The sequence below is a fragment of the Microvirga makkahensis genome (assembly GCF_009830105.1).
Lineage (GTDB): Bacteria > Pseudomonadota > Alphaproteobacteria > Rhizobiales > Beijerinckiaceae > Microvirga > Microvirga makkahensis.
Genome location: NZ_WURB01000034.1, coordinates 25617 through 40677, shown reverse-complemented (window position 1 = coordinate 40677; position 15061 = coordinate 25617). Strand labels below are relative to the sequence as shown.

Genomic DNA, 15061 nt, shown 5'->3' with positions numbered 1-15061 from the left:
TGGTGATGAAGTAGGGCGAGAGATAGCCGCGGTCGAACTGCATGCCCTCGACCACGTCGAGTTCGGTCTCGGCGGTCTTGGCTTCCTCGACGGTGATCACGCCCTCGTTGCCGACCTTCTGCATGGCATGGGCGATCATCTCGCCGATGTCCTTGTCGCCGTTGGCCGAGATCGTGCCGACCTGGGCCACCTCGTCGGAGGACTTCACCTTCTTGGCGCGGGCCTGGATGTCCTTGATGGCCTCTGCGGTGGCGAGATCGATACCGCGCTTGAGGTCCATGGGGTTCATGCCGGCGGCCACGGCCTTGGCGCCCTCGCGCACGATGGCCTGGGCGAGCACGGTCGCGGTGGTGGTGCCGTCACCGGCGACGTCGTTGGTCTTCGAGGCCACTTCGCGCACCATCTGGGCGCCCATGTTCTCGAACTTGTCGGCGAGCTCGATCTCCTTGGCGACCGACACGCCGTCCTTGGTGATGCGCGGGGCGCCGAAGCTCTTCTCGATCACCACGTTGCGGCCCTTCGGGCCGAGGGTCACCTTCACCGCATCGGCGAGGATGTCGACGCCGCGCAGCATCTTCTCGCGGGCTTCGGAAGAAAACTTAACGTCTTTGGCAGCCATGGGCTTTGCCTCCAGTTAAATTGGAAATCGGGTATCGGGTCGTCCGGCCGGTTAGCCGACGATGCCCATGATGTCGGATTCCTTCATGATCAGGAGGTCCTGACCGTCGATCCGCACCTCGGTGCCGGACCACTTGCCGAACAGCACGCGGTCGCCGGCCTTCACGTCGAGAGCAGCGACCTTGCCGTTCTCATCGCGGGCGCCCGGGCCGACGGCGACGACTTCGCCCTCCTGCGGCTTTTCCTTGGCCGTGTCCGGGATAATGATGCCGCCGGCCGTCTTCTCTTCGGCCTCGATGCGGCGGACGACAACGCGGTCGTGCAGCGGACGGAACTTCATGGAACTTCCCCTTTGACTGTTAACGCGGCCCCGATGGCCGCGCGCTGGTCTTCCCCTGTTAGCACTGTCGGTCATTGAGTGCTAACGGTTGATGCGAAATAAGGAGATGCCGAGGCGGAGTCAAGGCGCCGCCATTATGGAACATTGTCTCGATTCCGAGACGCGGATGCTGTACCCCTCCGCGCCGGGCGGTCCTAGCGCCTGCTGGTGAGCAATGCCGCGGTGACGATGAGGAGACCTCCCCCTAATGTGGCCCAGGTGGGGATCTCGCCGAAAACCCCATAGCCGATCAGAACGGCCCAGATGAGGGCGGTGTATTCCAGAGGGGCGAGCCGGGCCGCTTCCGCTTTGGCATAAGCCGTCGCCATGAGGACATGGCCGATGACCCCGAGAACGCCCATCAGCATGAACCAGGCCAGGTGCATGAGGTTCAAGGGCTGCCAAGCCCACAGGCCGAAGGGCATGACGAGGACGGCGGGGCCGATATTCTGGAAGTAGACGATGTGCAGGAACTTGTCCCGCAGAGCCCGCTGGCGCAGGAGCACGAGGCTCAAGGCGTAGGTGACGGCCGACAGGAGGGCTGCGCCGACTCCGAGCCAGGAGCGGCTTGCGGAGGCCTCCTCCGTCTGCCCCAGGACGACGACGAGAGTGCCGCTGAAACCGATGGCGATGGCCGCAACGATCCTCGGATCGACCCGCTCCTTCAGCAGGAGCATCCCGAAGAGCGCGATGAACATGGGCGCAAGGAACGAAAGGATGAGAGTCTCGGCCAGGGGCAGCTGGCCCAGGGCATAGAAGAAGCTGACGGCCGTCACCACCGCGATGACGGAACGCACCAGGTTTGCCTGCACCGTCTCCCGGCTCGGCCATCCCGGGCGCAGGATCGCCACTACGCCCGTGGCGATGACGGTCCCGCAGGCGAAGCGCAGGAAGGCAACCTGGAAAGTGGGATAGTACGCGGACATCCCTTTGATGACCGCGTCCATGATGGAGAGAACCGCGATACCCGCGGCAGCCCGCAGGGCCGGAGCGTATTGCATGAAATCACGACGATGTGAGCGCAAGGCCTCCAGGATGAGGCCTACGCAGAAGAATGAAGCTCTTACAGCAATTTACTTGCCGCTTCATCCTCCGTTTCCTGCTGTCGACAGGAAAGCCGAGCGGATGCCGGCGCACAAGTCGAAACAGCTCGATGGAAACAAAAGCCGCGCTTTCCGTTTATTGATCACAACAACGAAAGACGGGATACTTCAATGCGCGCTTGGATTCCTTGCTCCGCGATGCTTCTCTTCGCCCTTATGCCATCTGCCGGATCGGCTCAGCCCATCTATGGAGGCGGCTCTTACTATGGCAATACATACATCGCGCCTGAATACAACTATCCATACGCTCGTACACAGGACGGCTATCGTGAGGATTACCCGTTCGTGACGCGTCCGGCGACGCGTCAATCCTATCCTTCCGCGCGTGGCTACGTCCGTCCCGGCACCCAGGTGGCGACCCTGCCGCAGACCTATGAGGAACCCGGATACGACAACAGCATCGATTACGCCATCGCTCCGCAGTTCCGGCGGCAGATCGTGTCCTATCGCGGCAACGAGAAGCCGGGCACAATCGTCGTCGATACGAACGACAAGTTCCTCTATCTGGTCCAGCCGGGCGGGCGGGCAATCCGCTATGGCATCGGCGTCGGCCGCCCCGGCTTCGAATGGTCTGGCCGCAAGACGGTCTCGATGAAGCGCGAGTGGCCCGATTGGCGTCCGCCGGCGGAGATGCTCAAGCGACGTCCCGACCTGCCGCGCTACATGAAAGGCGGCCCGGACAATCCGCTCGGAGCGCGCGCGCTTTATCTCGGATCGTCGCTCTACCGCATTCACGGCACGAACGAGCCGCACACTATCGGCCAGGCCGTTTCCTCCGGCTGCATCCGCATGCTGAACGAGGACGTGGTCGATCTCTACAATCGCGTGAAGGTCGGAACGCGCGTCATCGTGATCTAAGCGCATCCTCTCAGCGATCGTCATGGCCGGGCTTGTCCCGGCCATCTACGTTCTCAACGGGCCATCGCCACAAAGACACGCGAAGCATGTGAGGCGACGCGCTCAGACCCAGTCGCCATCGTCTCCGGCATCACCGCCGAAATCGGAGAAGTCGTCGCGGTTCTGATCCGGGTTCTCGTGAAGCGAATCCGTGACGCCGGCCAAATCCGTGTTTCCGTCCTGGTCGTTGCCGAGATCGGCGATAGCCGACGGGTCGGCAGCCGGATTCCCGTCGCCGGGCCCATCATCGCCAAAGGCATGCGACAGAGCGTTGGCGATCATCATGCCGCCGGCAACGCCCGCCGCGGTCGAGAGCGCCGTCTGCAGAAATCCGCCGCGCGATTGCATCATGCCGCCACCCCAGGGCCCCTGCGCCTGAGACGGCGCGCCATGAGCCTGCTGATGCGTCGGCTGCGGCGCTCCCCAGGGAGAGGCGCGGCGCGCGGGAGGCGTATTGTAGCTCGGCCCCGGCGGGCGGGCGCCTCCGCCGAAGATGCTGGACAGGAAGCCGCCCTGCTGCGGCTGGCGGCTGACGTGATCGAGTTCGGCGCGCAATTGCTCGTTCTCGGCCTGAAGCCTCGCGAGAGCCTGCTCCTGAACGAAGATGGCCTGCGCCATGGCATAGGGCGCATAAGGCTGCTGGCGCAGCTTTTCGGCGATGAAGCGCTCGGCCTCCGGATCGCGCGGCTGGTTCGCCACCTGTTCGAGCCGCCTGAAAATGTCGGCAATGACCTCACGTTCCTGATCGTTCATGGCAGATCTCCTTCGCGCATGGACCATGAAATCCTCATGTAAGCGCTCCCACGGGTTTTCTCAGGGGCGGACAAGGCCGAGCTTGCGCATATTCCGCAGGGCCTCGGGCGCGATCGCGTCCAGCTCCGCCACGGCACGCCATTCCGCGCCGTGCACCTCGGACGGATCAGGATCAAGGCCGCCCTCCTCCGCCCGCAGGACGTAGCGAATGTCGTGATGCCAGTGCTCCGGCTCTCCTTTTTGGGGACGAGCGGGAATGAGATGACTGTCGACGTCGATCGGCAGGCCGGCTTGGTCGTGCCAGGGATCGAGCATCAGCCCCCGCACCCCCGTCTCCTCGAAGGCTTCCCGCAGGGCGGCGTCCTCCAGACTTTCGGGCGCCTCGTAATGCCCGCCCGGCTGCAGCCACCGGGCCAGGGAGCGGTGATGGATCAGTACGACGCGCTGGCCTGCCGGATCGAGGATGAAAGCCGATGTGGTGACATGGCCGGGGAACGTGGAACGGCTGTGAATGGCATCGCCGTTCTGGATCTGCCGGCGGAGAACGACATGCCGTTCTCCAGCGCCGCCGAAGGCGCGGTCATGCCGGTCGAGGAGCGAGCATATCCGGGCGCGGAAGGCCGAAGGATCGAACGCGCCGCTCATTTCTCCTCCATCACCCTTGCGAACGCATCCTTGAAATCGGGATGCCACCGGGACAGGGCGGGACGGTTCTCGATGATGTCCTCGGCGGCCCACCGGATGCGCTTTTCGTCCATCGGGCGCGTCGTCTCGTTGTCCGGGCAAAGCACGTAGAAATCACCCCGTTCAAGGGCCGGCAACAGGAAGTCGATCACCTGTTCCGGGCTCCAGGCACCGACCGGCTTCTCCATGACGCCCCTTGCCCGCGTGAAGCCGGTGAAGACGAAGCCCGGGATGAGGAGGTGCGCCGTCACCTTGCAGTCCGGCTTGCTGCGCAGCTCATGGGCCAGCGCCTCCGTCACCACCTTCACGCCGGCCTTGGAGACATTGTAGGCCGTATCTCCCGGCGGGGTGGTGATGCCCTGTTTCGAACCCGTATTGATGATGGCGCAGGGCGTGCCCTGCTCGGCCATGGCGGGAGCGAACACCTGCACTCCGTGAATGACGCCCCAGAGATTGGTCTGGAGAATCGCCTGCCAGCGCTGAGGGTCCCCGAGGAGCTGCCCTCCGCCTTCCGTGCCCGCATTGTTCATCAGCACGGCCACTTCGCCGAAGGCTGCCGTGACCTCGTCCCTCAGCCTCTCCATGTCCTGACGGCGGCCGACATCGGTGGGAACGGCGAGGACGTTCCGCGAGCCGCCGATCCCGGACACCTCCCCGGCGGCACGATCGAGCGCCTCGCCGGGAAGATCGGCGAGGCAGACCCTCATGCCGAGCTCCGCGAACCGCTTGGCTGCGGCAAGGCCGATGCCGCTTGCCGCTCCGGTGATCACCGCGGCACGGTTCGGCGCGATTGCGGGGTGTTGGGCCATCGTTCTCAATCCTTCTCGCATGTCATGCCTGCGCTTCGGCAGCGGTGCCGAGCTTCAGGGAGATGAGGCGAGACAAGAGGAATTTCAAATCGCGCAAGCGCCCGCACAAGGGCTTATCGCTGGCGGGACCGGAAAGCCCCGCACCGGCGGGGGCTTCTTCACGCCGCCTATTCGCCGTCCGCCGATTTCAGGGGATGGACATTCGTCTCGACCTCCTCCTCGTCGAGATGGCCGGAGTCGTCCTCCTGCGAGTCGAGACGGGTTTTTTTCCGAAGCGCGATGTACTTCTTCTGGATCTTGATGCGGCTCTCACGGGCAATTTCGAGCGCTCCCTGCACGAGCGAGCGCTCGGCCTTCTCGTTCTGCAGCTCTTCCGTGAGGCGGCGATTGGCAGCCTCCAGCGTGCCGCGCTCCTGCTCAAAGCGCTTGGTGAGCTGATCGATGCGCTCGGTGAGGCTCGCCAGCTTGTTGTCGGAACTCTCGACCTGGAAGTCCTTGGCGGCAATAGCCTTGTTGAGCATCTCGACACGCTCCTGCAGCTCGATGCGTGAGCGCTGAAGCTCGTTGACCATGGCCACCTGACGTTCGACCTCCTGCTGGGTCGCCTCCAGACGGCGGTCGAGGGTGTTCTTCTCGATGGTGGTCTCCTTGAGGCTCCGCTCGACGCCGCGAAGCGCCTCGTTCTTGTCGCGCAGCTGGTCGCGGGTATGGGCCAGGATCTTGTCGGTGGCGGCGAGGCGCGAGTTGAGACCCTCGATCTTCATGTCGAGCGCCGACAAGTCGGTCTGATGCGAGGAGCGCTCCGAATCCAGCTGCGTCTCGAGGCGCTGGCGCAGCACCTGCTCGGCCATGAGCCTGGTCTCCAGTTCCGAGGCGCGCTGGCGGGTAGCCTCGAGCTGCGTTTCCAGCTCGCCATAGCGGTTCGTAAGGCTGGAGAGGCGGTAGTTCTGCTCCTCCGCCACCTTCTGCAGGCGCTTCACCTCGTGGTCGAGAAGGCCGTTGCGCTCGCGGGTCTCGATGAGTTCGCGCTCGGCGCGGGCGACGGTCTGGTCGGCCTCCTGCGCTTCCAGGCGCAGGGCTTGGTTCTCCTCCGTGATGTTGCGGGCGCGCTCCGTCTCGATGGCGAGCTGGTTCTCGAGGTCGCCGACCATCGCCTCCTTGTCCTTCACGCTCAGGCGCAGATCCTCGATGTGGGATTCCTGCTCGCGGGTCTTCGACTCGGCCTTGCGCAGCTGGGAGACCGTCGCGGCCAGATCGTCCGTGATGCGGGCATGGGCCGTGCTCAGATCGTGCAGTTCACGGCGGAGCGAGGCGGTGGTCTCGGTCTCCTGCCTGAGCACGGCCTCCGTCTCAAGAAGGCGCGACTGCAGCTGGGGATAGCTGCGGATGAGATCGTTCACCGGCTCGCTCAGAAGGGCGAAATCCTCCTTGAGGCTGCGGATCTCCTCCAGCCGGTCGATCATGTTGGCGAAGCGGACGCGGATCAGCTCGTTCTTCTGCCCCACGGAATCGAGAAACCCGTTGGGGCGGACGTTGACGGGCTCGGGCCTCTCCTGCGGCACGGCAGCCGAGGTCATCGATCCCGCACCGTCACCCTGGCTAGGCAGAGCGCTCATCCCGTCGTCGTGCGGCTTTCTGCTGCCAAAACGGTTCCTGAAAGACGTCCAACCCGAAGACATGGTGCCGCCCCTTCACGCCTGCTTGTCACACTTCGGCACCTTTTAACCCAGAGTCACCTCGATTGGAAACGAAATTTCATTTCTATCGCAGTGGCGTCCTCACTCGGCCGCGATGGGTGCGGGCTGCGACAGGCGCTCCTGGAACCCTGCCTTTTCAAGGGCTTCCGGCATTGGCCCGCCGGTCGCCCAATCCAGAAGTTCGACCGTGTGGACGATCGGGATTTCCGTTCCCTTGCCGATCTGGGTCATGCAGCCGATGTTGCCGGTCGCGATCAGGTCGGGCTTCGTGCGCTCGATATTGGCCACCTTCCGGGCTCTCAGCTGTGTCGCGATCTCGGGCTGGAGCAGGTTGTAGGTGCCCGCCGAGCCGCAGCAGATGTGACCTTCCGGAACGTCCTTCACCGTGAAGCCCGCTTTCTTCAGCAGGGTCTTGGGCTCGGTGCGGATGGCCTGGCCGTGCTGCATGGAACAGGCGGAGTGATAGGCGACGACGAGGTCGGTCTCCCGCACCGGCTCCGCGAGGTCGAGGGACATGGCGTATTCGGTGATGTCCTTGGCGATGGCCGAGACCCGGGCCGCCTTCTCGGCATAGGCCGGATCGTCCCGGAACATGAAGCCGTAATCCTTGATCGTGGTGCCGCAGCCGGAGGCGGTGATGATGATGGCATCCAGGCCCTCTCCGTCCATCTCGGCGATCCAGGCGTCGATGTTGCGCCTGGCGAATTCGTGCCCCTGCTCCTCGCGTCCCATGTGATGGACGAGCGCACCGCAGCAGCCCTCCCCCTTCGGCTGGACGACCTCGACGCCATGCCGGGTGAGCAGGCGGATGGCGGCCTCGTTGAACCCGGGCTTGAGAACCGGCTGGGCGCAGCCGGAGAGGATGGCCACCCGGCCGCGGCGCTCGCCTTCCGGCTTGAACGTGCCCGGCTGGCTTAAGGGCGAGCGGGCCGGCATCCCGGCGGGGGCGAGTTCGATCATCGCCTGCAGCCGTTTGCCCAGGAGAGGCAGCGCACCGATCAGCCCCTTGAAGGGTTTCGCGAGCAGGGCCGCACCGATGGCGAGGCGGAACCGGTTCGGATAAGGCAGGATGCGCGCGAGCAGCCCGCGCAGGAACCGGTCATGTCCGGGCCTCGTATAGGTCGCCTCGATATAGGCGCGGGCATGATCGACGAGATGCATGTAGTGCACGCCCGACGGACATGTGGTCATGCAGGACAGGCACGACAGGCAGCGGTCGATATGCTTCACCACCTCCGGGGAGGCGGGCTTGCCGCTCTCCAGCATGTCCTTGATGAGATAGATGCGCCCGCGCGGAGAATCGAGCTCGTCGCCGAGAAGCAGGTAGGTCGGACAGGTCGCCGTGCAGAAGCCGCAATGAACGCAGGTCCGGAGGATCTTCTCCGAAGAGGCCATCGCGGAATCCTGGAGCTGCTCGGGCGTAAAATTGGTTTGCATCGCTTTGTCTCAGATCGCCGATTGCCACTGGTCGATGGCCTCGACTGGGTAGATCAGCATGATGATATTGAGGGCGAGATTGTCATGGATCCAGTACCCCACGAACACCTCCATCAGCACGGCCGCCATAACCGTCAGCCAGACCGGGAAGGATCGGGCCAGGAAGAAGCCCAGGATCATGAAAAGCACATCCGACACCGAGTTGATGACGCTGTCACCGTAATAGTCGAGGGCGATATTCGTCGCACGGTAGCGCTCGATCACCATATCGGTGTTCTCGAGAATTTCCCACGCAGCCTCCATGCCGATGGCGAGCAGCAGCGCCGCTCCGAACGGAAGCGGCGTTCCGCGCAAGGAACCGACGATCCACGTGCCTAAGTAGAACAGGAAGCCGTGGATCACATGCGACGAGGTGTACCAATCCGTCAGGTGCTGCGAGTTGCCGGGATCGCGCACCATGCCATGCCACAGCTCCACCATCCCGCATGTGCAGATCGGCGTGCGGCCCATGGCGAGCAGGGTCACGGCGGTGACCGCGACGAGCGCGAGAGCCAGAACGGCGTAGACGGCGGGCCTCACGCCGCTCCAGTCGGCAACGCGAACCATCGCAGCCGCACCGGACATTTCAGACGCCCGCATACATCCGGCCCGGATTGAGAATCCCCGCGGGATCAAAGGAAGCTTTGATCCCTTTCGTGAGCGTCATCAGCGTATCGCTCTGCGGCTCGAACACATCGACAGCGGAGCGGGTCTCGGCCGGTGCGCGTACGAGCGTCGCATGCCCTCCGAGCGCCTGGGTCGTCTCGCGCAGGACGGAAGCGCCCGCGTCGCCATCGACCGGCGCCGAGATCCAGATGAGTCCGCCACCCCAATCGTAGAACCATTGCGCATCGAGCGCCTGAGTGACGCGCTTCGTGAATTCTGCTCCCTTCGTGGGCGCCGTCGAGACACGCCAGATCGCGCGATCGGCGCTGTCGGTGAGCAGGGTCGCATCACGCAGCGACTGCCAGACGGCCTCCGCCCCCCTGCCCTCCAGGATGTCCGTGGAGCCGCCGAAGGGCTTGAGCAGGCGGCGCAACTCGCCGAGACGGTAATCGACCGAGACGGAGAAGCCTTCGAGACGGATCAGTGTGCTCGCCCCCTGCCGATTGCGCGCCGGGATATGCGCCGCGCCCGTGACATCGTAGGGTGAGCCGAGCGCCTGCGAGAGCGCCTCGACGGCCCGGTCGTCCTTGAGGCCGCGCAGCACGAGCGTCACCATGCGCTCCTGTTTGGGGAGCACCTTGAACGTCACCTCCGTGATGAATCCGAGCGTTCCCCAGGAGCCGGCCATGAGCTTTACGAGATCGAGGCCGGTGACGTTCTTCATCACGCGTCCGCCCGATTTCACCGCCTCGCCGCGGCCGTTGACGAAGCGCACGCCGATGAGGCTGTCGCGCGCCGCTCCCGCCGTGATGCGGCGCGGGCCGGAGAGATTCATGGCCGCCACCGACCCGATGGTGGGCTCCGCCTTCGTTCCAAGGAGCGGACGGTAATCCATCGGCTCGAAGGGGAGCTCCTGCCCTTTCTCGGCAAGGGTGCGCATGACTTCGGAAACGGGTGTGCCGCTCTTCGCGGAAATCACCATCTCCGCGGGCTCGTAGAGCGTGATGCCCGTCAGCGCGACCGATGAAATTGACGCATCCGTCTGATTGGGACGACCCATCTCGGCTTTCGTGTTCTGGCCGGAGAGGCTGAGCAGGACGCCCTTCTCGGAGGCGTCACGGATGATCGCGGAGGCGTCCTGCTCGTCACGGGGAAGATGGGTGGTCACGCAGCGAGCCTTCCTTCCAGGGGAAACACTTTGGCAGGGTTGAGAAGCCAGCGGGGATCGAACACGCCGCGCACGCGCATCTGCTGCGCGAGGTCGGCCTCGTTGAACTGGCAGGTCATGAGATCGCGCTTCTCGATGCCGACGCCATGCTCGCCCGTCAGGCAGCCGCCGACCTCCACGCAGAGCCGGAGAATATCCTCGCCTGCCTTCTCCGCCTTCTCCATCTCGCCGGGGACGTTCGTGTTGAACATGACGAGCGGATGCAGGTTGCCGTCGCCCGCATGGAACACGTTGGCGACGCCGAGACCGTAGGACCTCACGATCTCGTCGATGCGCTTGAGCACATAGGGCAACTGGCCCGTGGGGATCGTGCCGTCCATGCAGATGTAGTCCGCTACACGGCCCGTGGCACCGAAGGCCGACTTGCGGCCCTTCCAGATCGCGGCGCTCTCGGCCTCCGACTGAGAGACCTTCATGGTCTTCGGCCTGAAGGGTTCCGCAATCGCGACGATGCGCCGGAGCATGTCGTCGATCTCCTGATCGGAGCCCTCGAGCTCCACGATGAGCATGGCCTCCACGTCGAGCGGATAGCCCGCATGGGCGAAGGCTTCGCAGATCTGGATGGCGGGCTTGTCCATGTATTCGAGCGCCACCGGGATGATGCCTGCGCCGATGATCGCCGCGACGCAGGCGCCCGCGTCCTCCGCCCTCTCGAAGCCGAAGAGCGCGGGACGGGCCCCCTCGGCCGCGCGAAGGATGCGAACCACCGCCTCGGTGACGACGCCGAGCTGCCCCTCCGAGCCGCAGACGAGACCGAGCAGGTCGTAGCCTGAGCTGTCGAGATGCTCGCCGCCGATCTCCACCACCGTGCCGTCGAGCATCACCATGGTGACGCCGAGCAGGTTGTTGGTGGTCACACCGTATTTCAGGCAATGCGCACCGCCGGAATTCATGGCGATGTTGCCCGCAATCGTGCAGGCCAGCTGGCTCGACGGGTCGGGAGCGTAGAAGAAGCCCTCGTGCGCGACCGCCTGGCTGATTCCGAGATTGGTGATGCCCGACTGGACCCTGGCCGTGCGGCCTTCGAAATTGATGTCGAGCACCCGGTTCATCTTAGCGACGCCGAGGACGATGGCATCCGGCTGGGGAATCGCCCCGCCGCACAGGGAGGTCCCTGCCCCGCGCGGCACCACCTTCACCCCGTGCTCGTGACAGAATTTCATGACGGCCGACACTTCCTGCGTCGTGGAGGGCAGCACCACGGCCAGGGGTATCTGGCGATAGGCGGTGAGACCGTCGGTCTCGAAGGCCCGGCGCTCGTCCTCGGAAACGATGAGAGCCTCCGACGCGACAAGTCGCGCCAACCCCTCGATGATCTCCTTGCGGCGGGCCAGAACGGCCTCGTCCGGTGTGGGGAATGCGATGGTCATGACACCCTCCCTGGGTGTTCTTCCAATTGCTTGCGCGGCATGGCTGCCTTTCTGGACAAGGTAGCTGGCCTTCAAGGAATTTTCCAATAATGTAGAGCCCCTCTAAGGTGGAGCTTCATCCAGATAAAGGAGTTTCTGATGCGTTCCCTGGTTCTCTCTGCTGCTATCCTGCTCGTGGGGATTGCTCAAGCCCAGGCTCAGGATGCCGCGGCCGGCGAAAAGGTGTTCGCCCAGTGCCGCGCCTGCCACCAGGTCGGTCCGACCGCCAAGAACGCCGTAGGGCCTCACCTGAACGGGCTGATCGGCCGGAAGGCCGGCACTGTCGAGGGCTACAACTATTCGCCGGCCAACAAGAATTCCGGCCTGACCTGGGACGAGGCGACCTTCGCCGAATACATCAAGAACCCTAAGGCCAAGATTCCCGGCACCAAGATGATCTATGCGGGCCTCAAGGACGAGAAGCGCATCGCCGACCTCATCGCCTACCTCAAGCAGTTCGATGCCCAGGGGCAAAAGGTCACTCAATGAGCGTCCTGGCCTCCAGCCGATCCGGGAAGCCCCGGGTCGGCCTTTTCGTGACCTGCCTGGTCGATCTGATGCGTCCGTCCGTGGGCTTCGCGGCCGTCAAGCTCCTGGAGGATGCGGGCTGCACCGTCGAGGCCCCCGTCCAGACCTGCTGCGGCCAGCCCGCCTACAACTCGGGCGACCGGGGCACCACCCGGGACCTGGCCATGCGGATTATCGAGACCTTCCAGGAATTTGACTATGTGGTCTCTCCCTCCGGCTCCTGCGCCGGGATGATTCGGAAACATTATCCGGAGCTGTTCGAGGAGGATCCGAACTGGCGCGCGAAGGCGAGCGCCCTCGCGGCCAAGACCTTCGAACTGACGAGCTTCCTCGTCGATGTGCTCGGCGTCACGCAGGTCGACGCGACCTATCATGGTGCCGTGACCTATCACGATTCCTGCTCAGGCCTCCGGGAGCTGGGCGTGAGGACACAGCCCCGCCTGCTCCTGTCGAGCGTGAGGGGCCTCACCCTGGTCGAGATGAACGACAGCGACGTGTGCTGCGGCTTCGGCGGAACCTTCGCGGTCAAGTACAGCGACATCTCCGGCTCCATCGTGGACGCCAAGGCCAGGAACGTGGAAGCCGCGGGCGCGCCGACCCTGCTTGCGGGCGATCTCGGCTGCCTCATGAACATGGCGGGCAAGCTCAGCCGCGGCGGAAAGCCCGTCCAGGTGCGGCATGTGGCCGAGGTTCTCGCCAACATGACCGACGAGCCGGCTATCGGCCTCCCCAGAGAGGCGGCGCTCAAGCAAGATCAACCATGACCGTTCACACCACGTCACCCCAGTTCAAGCAGAACGCCGCCCGCGCGCTTCACGACCCCCAGCTGCAGAAAGCGCTGAACAACGTGAAGCAGGGCTTCATCGACAAACGACAGGCCGCGGCCGACAAGCTCCCGGAATTCGAGGCCCTGCGGGATTCCGCGCGCGACATCAAGAACCACACGCTCGAACATCTCGACCTGTACCTCGAGGCGTACGAGCAGAAGGTGAAGGCGTCCGGAGGCCATGTGCACTTCGCCCGCAACGCGGACGAGGCGCGCGAGATCATCCTGAGCATCTGCCGCGAGGCCGGAGCGAGGACGGTCACCAAGGGCAAGTCGATGATCTCCGAGGAAATCGGGATCAACCACTACCTGGAAGCCAACGGAATCAAGCCCGTCGAGACGGATCTGGGCGAATATATCATCCAGCTGCGCAACGAGCTGCCGAGCCACATCATCGCGCCCGCCGTGCATCTGAATGCAACTCAGGTGGAGCAGGATTTCCGCCGCGTCCACACGCATCTCGACGCGAAGCGCGACCTCTCCGAGCCCGTGCAGTTGCTGACCGAGGCCCGCGCCGTTCTGCGCGAGCGCTTCCTCGCCGCGGATGTCGGAATCACGGGTGCGAACTTCCTGGTGGCCGAGACCGGTACGTCGATCATCGTCACCAATGAAGGCAATGGCGACCTGACGCAGATCCTGCCGAGGACGCACATCGTCCTCGCCTCCATCGAGAAGCTGGTGCCGACGCTGGAGGACGCGAGCCAGCTGCTGCGCGTTCTCGCGCGCTCGGCCACGGGTCAGGAAATGTCGGTCTACACTACCTTCTCGACGGGTCCGCGCCGCTCCGGCGATGCGGACGGGCCCGAGAACTATCACGTGGTGCTGATCGACAACGGGCGTTCCGCCATGCTCGGCACGAGCTTCGAGGAGATGCTGCGGTGCATCCGATGCGGCGCCTGCATGAACCATTGTCCGGTTTATCACGCGGTGGGCGGCCACGCCTATGGCTGGGTCTATCCCGGTCCTATGGGGGCCGTGCTCACGCCCTCGCTCATCGGCGTCGACAAGGCCGGTCACCTGCCCAACGCCTCCACCTTCTGTGGGCGCTGCGAGAGCGTGTGCCCCGTACGCATTCCGCTCCCCAAGCTCATGCGCCATTGGCGCGAACGGGAATTCGAGCGGCACCTGACCCCCGCCTCCGTCCGATCGGGCCTGAGCCTCTGGAGCTTCTTCGCCAAACGCCCTGCCCTCTACCGACTCGCAACCCGCGCCGCCATGGCGACGCTGGGCTTCGCCGGACGCCGGCGCGGCCGCTTCTCCTGGCTGCCGCTCGCGAAAGGCTGGACGAAGCACCGCGACTTCCCGGCCCCGCAGGGCGAGACATTCCAGGCGCGCTGGCAGCGCGAACGCAAAGGAGGAACCGCATGAGCGCCCGCGACGAGATTCTAGCCGGTATCCGCCGCTCTCTCGGGGTGAAGGGCAACGAGACCATCCGCAGGCAGATCGTGCAGGATCGGCTGGAGCGGGCGCCCAAAGGCGTGGTCCCCGCCCGCGGGCAGGTTTCCGGCGAGGAGCGCATCGCGCTGTTCAGGACGATGGCGGAATCCTCGCTCGCGACCGTGACGGAGGTGGGCACACCCGCGGAGGTGCCGCAATCCATCGCCCTGTTCCTGCGCGATCACAACCTTCCGGCGACCCTGCGCATGGGCGGCGACCCGCGCCTGAAGGCGATGCCGTGGAGCGAGACGGCGCTGGAGATCTCGCAAGGGCCGAGCGAGGGCCAGGACCTCAACGCGGTCAGCCATGCCTTCGGCGGCGTGGCCGAGACCGGCACGCTCGCCATGATCTCGGGGCCGGAGAACCCCTCCACTCTCAACTTCCTGCCCGACAACCACATCATCGTGGTCTCGGCCAAGGACATCGCGAGCGATTACGAATCCGTGTGGAGCCGAGTACGCTTCGCCTTCGGCAAGGGCGGCATGCCGCGCACCGTGAACTGGATCACCGGTCCCTCCCGCTCCGGCGACATCGAGCAGACCCTGCTGCTCGGCGCCCACGGCCCCCGGCGGCTGCACGTGATCGTGGTGCGGGAGTAAAAGCGGACTCGC

Annotated in this window: 16 protein-coding genes; 5 read left to right on the top strand and 11 right to left on the bottom strand. The window is 64.8% G+C overall.

The genetic code is table 11. From position 1 onward, the window contains the following. From GR328_RS23925 to GR328_RS23915, 3 genes are all read right to left on the bottom strand, one after another. Window positions 1-619 (bottom strand): TCP-1/cpn60 chaperonin family protein (locus tag GR328_RS23925; RefSeq protein ID WP_281352100.1); only part of this gene is annotated, 619 nt, incomplete at its 3' end. Between the two features lie 51 nt (window positions 620-670). Then, entirely contained in the window at window positions 671-958 is a 288-nt protein-coding gene (gene groES, locus GR328_RS23920; RefSeq protein WP_114945189.1) for a co-chaperone GroES, read from the bottom strand. Between the two features lie 194 nt (window positions 959-1152). Then, complete coding sequence (locus GR328_RS23915) at window positions 1153-1998, bottom strand: DMT family transporter (protein ID WP_160888175.1); 846 nt, start codon at window positions 1996-1998, stop codon at window positions 1153-1155. A gap of 213 nt (window positions 1999-2211) precedes the next feature. On the opposite strand from GR328_RS23915, the gene GR328_RS23910 reads away from it, so the two are divergent. Beyond that, window positions 2212-2958, top strand: a complete 747-nt coding sequence (locus GR328_RS23910) for a L,D-transpeptidase (RefSeq protein WP_246216067.1) — start codon at window positions 2212-2214, stop codon at window positions 2956-2958. 102 nt (window positions 2959-3060) lie between these two features. Here the strand turns inward: GR328_RS23910 and GR328_RS23905 are convergent, their stop codons facing one another. The 8 genes from GR328_RS23905 to GR328_RS23870 all read right to left on the bottom strand — a co-directional run bounded on the left by GR328_RS23905 (window position 3061) and on the right by GR328_RS23870 (window position 11620). Then, complete coding sequence (locus tag GR328_RS23905) at window positions 3061-3750, bottom strand: DUF2076 domain-containing protein (RefSeq protein WP_160888174.1); 690 nt, start codon at window positions 3748-3750, stop codon at window positions 3061-3063. A gap of 60 nt (window positions 3751-3810) precedes the next feature. Next, window positions 3811-4395 carry an NUDIX hydrolase gene (locus tag GR328_RS23900; protein ID WP_160888173.1) on the bottom strand — a complete coding sequence of 195 codons (585 nt, stop codon included), beginning with the start codon at window positions 4393-4395 and terminating at the stop codon, window positions 3811-3813. Beyond that, window positions 4392-5243, bottom strand: coding sequence for an SDR family NAD(P)-dependent oxidoreductase (locus tag GR328_RS23895; protein ID WP_160888172.1), 852 nt, complete (start codon window positions 5241-5243; stop codon window positions 4392-4394). The genes GR328_RS23900 and GR328_RS23895 overlap by 4 nt, the downstream gene beginning before the upstream one ends. 167 nt (window positions 5244-5410) lie before the next feature. Then, the gene (locus GR328_RS23890) at window positions 5411-6859 is read right to left on the bottom strand and encodes a chromosome partitioning protein ParA (RefSeq protein ID WP_160888171.1); all 1449 of its coding nucleotides are present in this window, start codon (window positions 6857-6859) and stop codon (window positions 5411-5413) included. Between the two features lie 162 nt (window positions 6860-7021). Further along, window positions 7022-8377, bottom strand: a complete 1356-nt coding sequence (gene glcF / locus GR328_RS23885) for a glycolate oxidase subunit GlcF (protein ID WP_160888170.1) — start codon at window positions 8375-8377, stop codon at window positions 7022-7024. A gap of 9 nt (window positions 8378-8386) precedes the next feature. Continuing rightward, window positions 8387-9001 (bottom strand): DUF2585 family protein, encoded by a 615-nt coding sequence (locus GR328_RS23880; RefSeq protein WP_246216066.1) that lies wholly within the window; start codon window positions 8999-9001, stop codon window positions 8387-8389. A 1-nt stretch (window position 9002) separates the two neighbouring features. Next, complete coding sequence (locus tag GR328_RS23875) at window positions 9003-10190, bottom strand: FAD-binding protein (protein ID WP_160888168.1); 1188 nt, start codon at window positions 10188-10190, stop codon at window positions 9003-9005. Continuing rightward, complete coding sequence (locus tag GR328_RS23870) at window positions 10187-11620, bottom strand: FAD-linked oxidase C-terminal domain-containing protein (protein WP_160888167.1); 1434 nt, start codon at window positions 11618-11620, stop codon at window positions 10187-10189. The genes GR328_RS23875 and GR328_RS23870 overlap by 4 nt, the downstream gene beginning before the upstream one ends. 138 nt (window positions 11621-11758) lie before the next feature. Here GR328_RS23870 and GR328_RS23865 point away from each other — a divergent pair, with 138 nt between their 5' ends. Genes GR328_RS23865 through GR328_RS23850 form a run of 4 tightly spaced genes read left to right on the top strand, consistent with a single transcriptional unit; the run spans window position 11759 to window position 15049 of the window. Then, entirely contained in the window at window positions 11759-12148 is a 390-nt protein-coding gene (locus GR328_RS23865) for a c-type cytochrome (RefSeq protein ID WP_160888166.1), read from the top strand. Further along, window positions 12145-12951, top strand: a complete 807-nt coding sequence (locus GR328_RS23860) for a (Fe-S)-binding protein (RefSeq protein WP_160888165.1) — start codon at window positions 12145-12147, stop codon at window positions 12949-12951. The genes GR328_RS23865 and GR328_RS23860 overlap by 4 nt, the downstream gene beginning before the upstream one ends. After that, on the top strand, window positions 12948-14381 hold the full coding sequence (locus tag GR328_RS23855; RefSeq protein ID WP_160888164.1) for a LutB/LldF family L-lactate oxidation iron-sulfur protein: 1434 nt from the start codon (window positions 12948-12950) through the stop codon (window positions 14379-14381). The genes GR328_RS23860 and GR328_RS23855 overlap by 4 nt, the downstream gene beginning before the upstream one ends. Then, entirely contained in the window at window positions 14378-15049 is a 672-nt protein-coding gene (locus tag GR328_RS23850) for a LutC/YkgG family protein (protein WP_160888163.1), read from the top strand. Before GR328_RS23855 ends, GR328_RS23850 begins: the two co-directional genes overlap by 4 nt. Window positions 15050-15061: the final 12 nt, after the last annotated feature.